General features: G+C 47.7%; 2 tRNA genes and 3 rRNA genes. All 5 read right to left on the bottom strand.

The features are described 5' to 3' along the window. Positions 1-42 precede the first annotated feature (42 nt). The 5 genes from rrf to G521_RS0113135 all read right to left on the bottom strand — a co-directional run bounded on the left by rrf (position 43) and on the right by G521_RS0113135 (position 5246). A 5S ribosomal RNA gene (rrf, locus tag G521_RS0113155) occupies positions 43-154 on the bottom strand. Between the two features lie 159 nt (positions 155-313). After that, positions 314-3203 (bottom strand): 23S ribosomal RNA (locus G521_RS0113150). Between the two features lie 165 nt (positions 3204-3368). Continuing rightward, positions 3369-3442 (bottom strand) — tRNA-Ala (locus tag G521_RS0113145). Between the two features lie 17 nt (positions 3443-3459). Continuing rightward, positions 3460-3537 (bottom strand) — tRNA-Ile (locus tag G521_RS0113140). A 187-nt stretch (positions 3538-3724) separates the two neighbouring features. Further along, a 16S ribosomal RNA gene (locus G521_RS0113135) occupies positions 3725-5246 on the bottom strand. Together the 16S, 23S and 5S rRNA genes with 2 tRNA genes alongside form the textbook arrangement of a ribosomal RNA operon. Positions 5247-5782: the final 536 nt, after the last annotated feature.

Genomic DNA, 5782 nt, shown 5'->3' with positions numbered 1-5782 from the left:
AAAAAAAGCCTTGTCTTTAAGGGACAAGGCTTTGATTATAAAATTGGGCACCGACCTACTCTCCCACCTGTTACGGCAGTACCATTGGCTCTGGCGGGCTTAACTTCTCTGTTCGGAATGGGAAGAGGTGGACACCGACGATATAGGCACCTAAAGCTTTTGAGCTTCCGTTCATCCGTTTGAAGTTCCTTGGAACTACTCACTTCTGAATTTCACTACTAATATCTTAACACACTGGAAAAAGTACTTGAATAAGAAAACAACAATATATTCTATCTGCCTTATGCATGCCAAGCCGCAAGGGTTTGGGTGCATGAAGAAAGCTTCGGGTAATTAGTACTACTTGGCTATGATGTTACCACCTTTACACCTATAGCCTATCAACGTCATAGTCTCTGACGGCCCTCAATGGAAGTCTCATCTTGTGGCTAGTTTCGCACTTAGATGCTTTCAGCGCTTATCTATTCCCAACGTAGCTACTCTGCAGTACACCTGGCGGCATAACAGATTCACTAGCGGTTGGTCCAACCCGGTCCTCTCGTACTAAGGTCAGCCCCACTCAAACTTCCTACGCCCACAACAGATAGGGACCGAACTGTCTCGCGACGTTCTGAACCCAGCTCGCGTGCCACTTTAATCGGCGAACAGCCGAACCCTTGGGACCTTCTCCAGCCCCAGGATGTGACGAGCCGACATCGAGGTGCCAAACCTCCCCGTCGATATGAGCTCTTGGGGGAGATCAGCCTGTTATCCCCAGCGTACCTTTTATCCTTTGAGCGATGGCCCTTCCATGCAGAACCACCGGATCACTATATCCGTCTTTCGACCCTGATCGACTTGTCTGTCTCACAGTCAAGCAAGCTTATGCTATTGCACTCCCCGTACGGTTACCAAGCGTACTGAGCTTACCTTTGAAAGCCTCCGTTACCTTTTTGGAGGCGACCACCCCAGTCAAACTACCCACCAAACAATGTCTCCCGCTGAGCGGGATTAGACACCGTATACAGAAAGGGTGGTATTTCAAGGTTGTTTCCACGACTCCTGGCGAAGCCGCTTCACTAACTCCCACCTATCCTACACATCCTGTATCCAATATCAATGTTAAGTTGTAGTGAAGGTGCATGGGGTCTTTCCGTCCCGTTGCGGGTAACCGGCGTCTTCACCGATACCACAATTTCACCGAGCTCATGGCTGAGACAGCGCCCAGATCGTTACACCATTCGTGCAGGTCGGAACTTACCCGACAAGGAATTTCGCTACCTTAGGACCGTTATAGTTACGGCCGCCGTTTACTGGGGCTTCAATTCAATGCTTCGCCTTGCGACTAACATCCCCTCTTAACCTTCCAGCACCGGGCAGGTGTCAGGCCTTATACCTCATCTTTCGATTTTGCAAAGCCATGTGTTTTTGTTAAACAGTCGCCTGGGCCTTTTCACTGCGGCCAATGTTGCCATTGGCGCCCCTTCTCCCGAAGTTACAGGGCCATTTTGCCGAGTTCCTTAGCCATGATTCACTCGAGCACCTTAGGATTCTCTCCTCGACTACCTGTGTCGGTTTACGGTACGGGTTTTTATAACCTGAAGCTTAGCGGGTTTTCTTGGAAGTCTGTTTACCTGCTCTATCTACGCCCCCGAAGGTTTGCAGTACTATTGGGTTTCAGCTAAGTCTGCGGATTTGCCTACAGTCTCAATACCTACGCCTTTTAACGATCTATTCCGTCAGATCGCGGCAGTGTCACTACTCCGTCACCACATCGCAGTTATAAAAAGTATGGGAATATTAACCCATTGTCCATCGGCTTCCCCCTTCGGGTACACCTTAGGCCCCGACTAACCCTGATCCGATTAGCGTTGATCAGGAAACCTTAGTCTTTCGGTGGGCGGGTTTCTCTCCCGCCTTATCGTTACTTATGCCTACATTTGCTTTTCTGTCCTCTCCACCACGGCTAACGCCTGTAGCTTCACTGATGACAGAATGCTCCCCTACCACTCACGTACTATTGCAACGTAAATCCATAGCTTCGGTATACCACTTAATGCCCGTTTATTATCCATGCCCGATCGCTCGACTAGTGAGCTGTTACGCACTCTTTAAATGAATGGCTGCTTCCAAGCCAACATCCTAGCTGTCTGTGCAATCGGACCTCGTTAGTTCAACTTAGCGGTAATTTTGGGACCTTAGCTGATGGTCTGGGTTCTTTCCCTCTCGGCCCGTGACCTTAGCACCCCGGGCCTCACTGCAGTGTATATTTAATCAGCATTCGGAGTTTATCTGGATTTGGTAGGATTTGACTCCCCCGCACCCAATTAGTAGCTCTACCTCTGTTAAACTTAACCACCACGCTGTTCCTAAAAACATTTCGGGGAGTACGAGCTATTTCCCAGTTTGATTAGCCTTTCACCCCTACCCACAAGTCATCCGGAAACTTTTCAACGTTTATCGGTTCGGTCCTCCAGTACGTGTTACCGCACCTTCAACCTGCTCATGGGTAGATCACAAGGTTTCGCGTCTACCCCCTCTGACTATACGCCCTATTCAGACTCGCTTTCGCTTCGGCTTCGTGACTTAATCACTTAACCTTGCCAGAGAGGAGTAACTCGTAGGCTCATTATGCAAAAGGCACGCCGTCACAGAACAAGTCTGCTCCGACCGCTTGTAAGCACACGGTTTCAGGTTCTATTTCACTCCGCTATTCGCGGTTCTTTTCACCTTTCCCTCACGGTACTAGTTCACTATCGGTCTCTCAGGAGTATTTAGCCTTACCGGATGGTGCCGGTAGATTCCCACAAGGCGTCTCCGACCTCGCGGTACTCAGGATCCTACTAGGTTATCATTGCTTACGCGTACGCAGCTTTCATGCTCTATGGCCAGGTTTCCCAACCTGTTCTGCTTCACTTTGATATACCACATCGTAGTCCTACAACCCCAGTATTGCCGTAACAATGCTGGTTTGGGCTGTTTCCCTTTCGCTCGCCACTACTCAGGAAATCACTATTGTTTTCTCTTCCTCCGCTTACTTAGATGTTTCAGTTCAGCGGGTTTGCGCATATTTGCGACTGGTCTTCAACCAGCCAGGTTTCCCCATTCGGAAATCTTCGGATCAATTCATATTTGCTAATACCCGAAGCTTATCGCAGCTTATCACGTCCTTCATCGCCTCTGAGAGCCAAGGCATCCCCCGTGTGCCCTTTCTTACTTTCTTCTTCTTATCCGCCTTTTGCTCGGATAAAAATGCTTTTTTATAATTGAGATCAACTGACTATGGTTGTAAACAACCACAGGGTTGTCCCTACTGTTGTCTTCTCTTTCAATTACTTTTTTCCAATATGTCAAAGAACGATTTGACTAATCCTTAGATTAATCAAGTGTGGAGAATAACGGATTCGAACCGTTGACCCCCTGCGTGCAAGGCAGGTGCTCTAGCCAGCTGAGCTAATCCCCCGAAAAGTTGAGTTTATATGGTAGTCCCAAGCAGATTTGAACTGCTGACCCCTACATTATCAGTGTAGTGCTCTAACCAGGCTGAGCTATGGGACTATAATAAATAGTGAGCAGTCAAGATCTGAGTAGTGAGATTTCTCATTCACAAATCTTCTTGATTCTCTCCCTATCAATCCCGTATCTCCCCGGTGCACTCCTGATGGCTCACCTTTTGGGTTATCGTTTGTTTTTTTATAAAGAATATCAATGTAGCATAACGAGTGTAGTCAATATCACTCTCTAGAAAGGAGGTATTCCAGCCGCACCTTCCGGTACGGCTACCTTGTTACGACTTAGCCCCAATTATCGGTTTTACCCTAGGACGCTCCTTGCGGTAACATACTTCAGGTACCCCCAACTTTCATGGCTTGACGGGCGGTGTGTACAAGGCCCGGGAACGTATTCACCGCATCATTGCTGATATGCGATTACTAGCGAATCCAACTTCATGAGGTCGAGTTGCAGACCTCAATCCGAACTGTGAACAGCTTTTTGAGATTGGCATCCTGTTACCAGGTAGCGGCCCTCTGTACTGCCCATTGTAGCACGTGTGTAGCCCCGGACGTAAGGGCCATGATGACTTGACGTCGTCCCCTCCTTCCTCTCTGTTTGCACAGGCAGTCTGTTTAGAGTCCCCATCATTACATGCTGGCAACTAAACATAGGGGTTGCGCTCGTTGCGGGACTTAACCCAACACCTCACGGCACGAGCTGACGACAGCCATGCAGCACCTAGTTTCCTGTCCTTGCGGACTGATCTATCTCTAAATCATTCAGTAACTTTCAAGCCCGGGTAAGGTTCCTCGCGTATCATCGAATTAAACCACATGCTCCTCCGCTTGTGCGGGCCCCCGTCAATTCCTTTGAGTTTCACCCTTGCGGGCGTACTCCCCAGGTGGAATACTTAACGCTTTCGCTTAGACGCTAACTGTATATCGCTAACATCGAGTATTCATCGTTTAGGGCGTGGACTACCAGGGTATCTAATCCTGTTTGATCCCCACGCTTTCGTGCCTCAGCGTCAATAACACCATAGTAAGCTGCCTTCGCAATTGGTGTTCTGTGACATATCTATGCATTTCACCGCTACTTGTCACATTCCGCCTACCTCTAGTGTATTCAAGCTCATCAGTATCAAAGGCACTGCGATGGTTGAGCCACCGTCTTTCACCCCTGACTTAATAAGCCGCCTACGCACCCTTTAAACCCAATAAATCCGGATAACGCTTGGATCCTCCGTATTACCGCGGCTGCTGGCACGGAGTTAGCCGATCCTTATTCTTTCGGTACATTCAACTTCTTACACGTAAAAAGGTTTATTCCCGAATAAAAGCAGTTTACAACCCGTAGGGCCGTCTTCCTGCACGCGGCATGGCTGGTTCAGAGTTGCCTCCATTGACCAATATTCCTTACTGCTGCCTCCCGTAGGAGTCTGGTCCGTGTCTCAGTACCAGTGTGGGGGGTCATCCTCTCAGATCCCCTAGTCATCGTCGCCTTGGTGAGCCGTTACCTCACCAACTAGCTAATGACACGCATGCCCATCTTTATCCTATAAATATTTGATCATTGAACGATGCCGTTCGTTGATGTTATGCGGTGTTAATCTCTCTTTCGAGAGGCTATCCCCCAGATAAAGGTAGGTTGCATACGCGTTACGCACCCGTGCGCCACTTTCCCAGAAAGCAAGCTCTCTGGTATCGTTCGACTTGCATGTATTAGGCCTGCCGCTAGCGTTCATCCTGAGCCAGGATCAAACTCTCCATTGTAAAAATGATTGTTTGTCTTGACCCTATTATATCTCAAATAGAATCTTACTCTTCACTCTTGCGAGATCGAGCGTGTTGTATCTATATTAGTCTATCGACTATAAAAAACGAGTTTCTTATTTACTCGTTACGCTACTTGACATTTCTTTAAAGAACGTTGCGCCTGGGCATCCCGCTTTGGCTTATATTTTATCAGTCCCTGTTACCAGTTCCTGTTTCAAATCTTGCTTTGTTTTTCCTTCCGACATCGCGTTTTCAGGTAGCGTAGTTAATGACTCGCTCAGTCTCTCCCCGTTTGGGATTGCAAAGGTAGAAAAATTTTTGATCCTTCCTAATTATTTGTGAAAATAATCAGAGGGCTTTCAAACTCCCAAATCTGCACTGTCATATACACAACAACCGATTTTTTAACCTCCACCAAACTCTCTGAGAACATCCCGCTATCTCTCGATTGCGGAGTGCAAAGGTAACAGAATCCAACAACTTACCAAAACTTATTTTATTAAAAATAAGTGACGTTTGTATGTTTAACATAA

Origin of the sequence: Daejeonella oryzae DSM 19973 (genome assembly GCF_000422945.1) — a bacterium.
In the GTDB taxonomy this organism is placed as follows: domain Bacteria; phylum Bacteroidota; class Bacteroidia; order Sphingobacteriales; family Sphingobacteriaceae; genus Daejeonella; species Daejeonella oryzae.
This window is presented reverse-complemented; position numbering and strand designations above follow the sequence as displayed.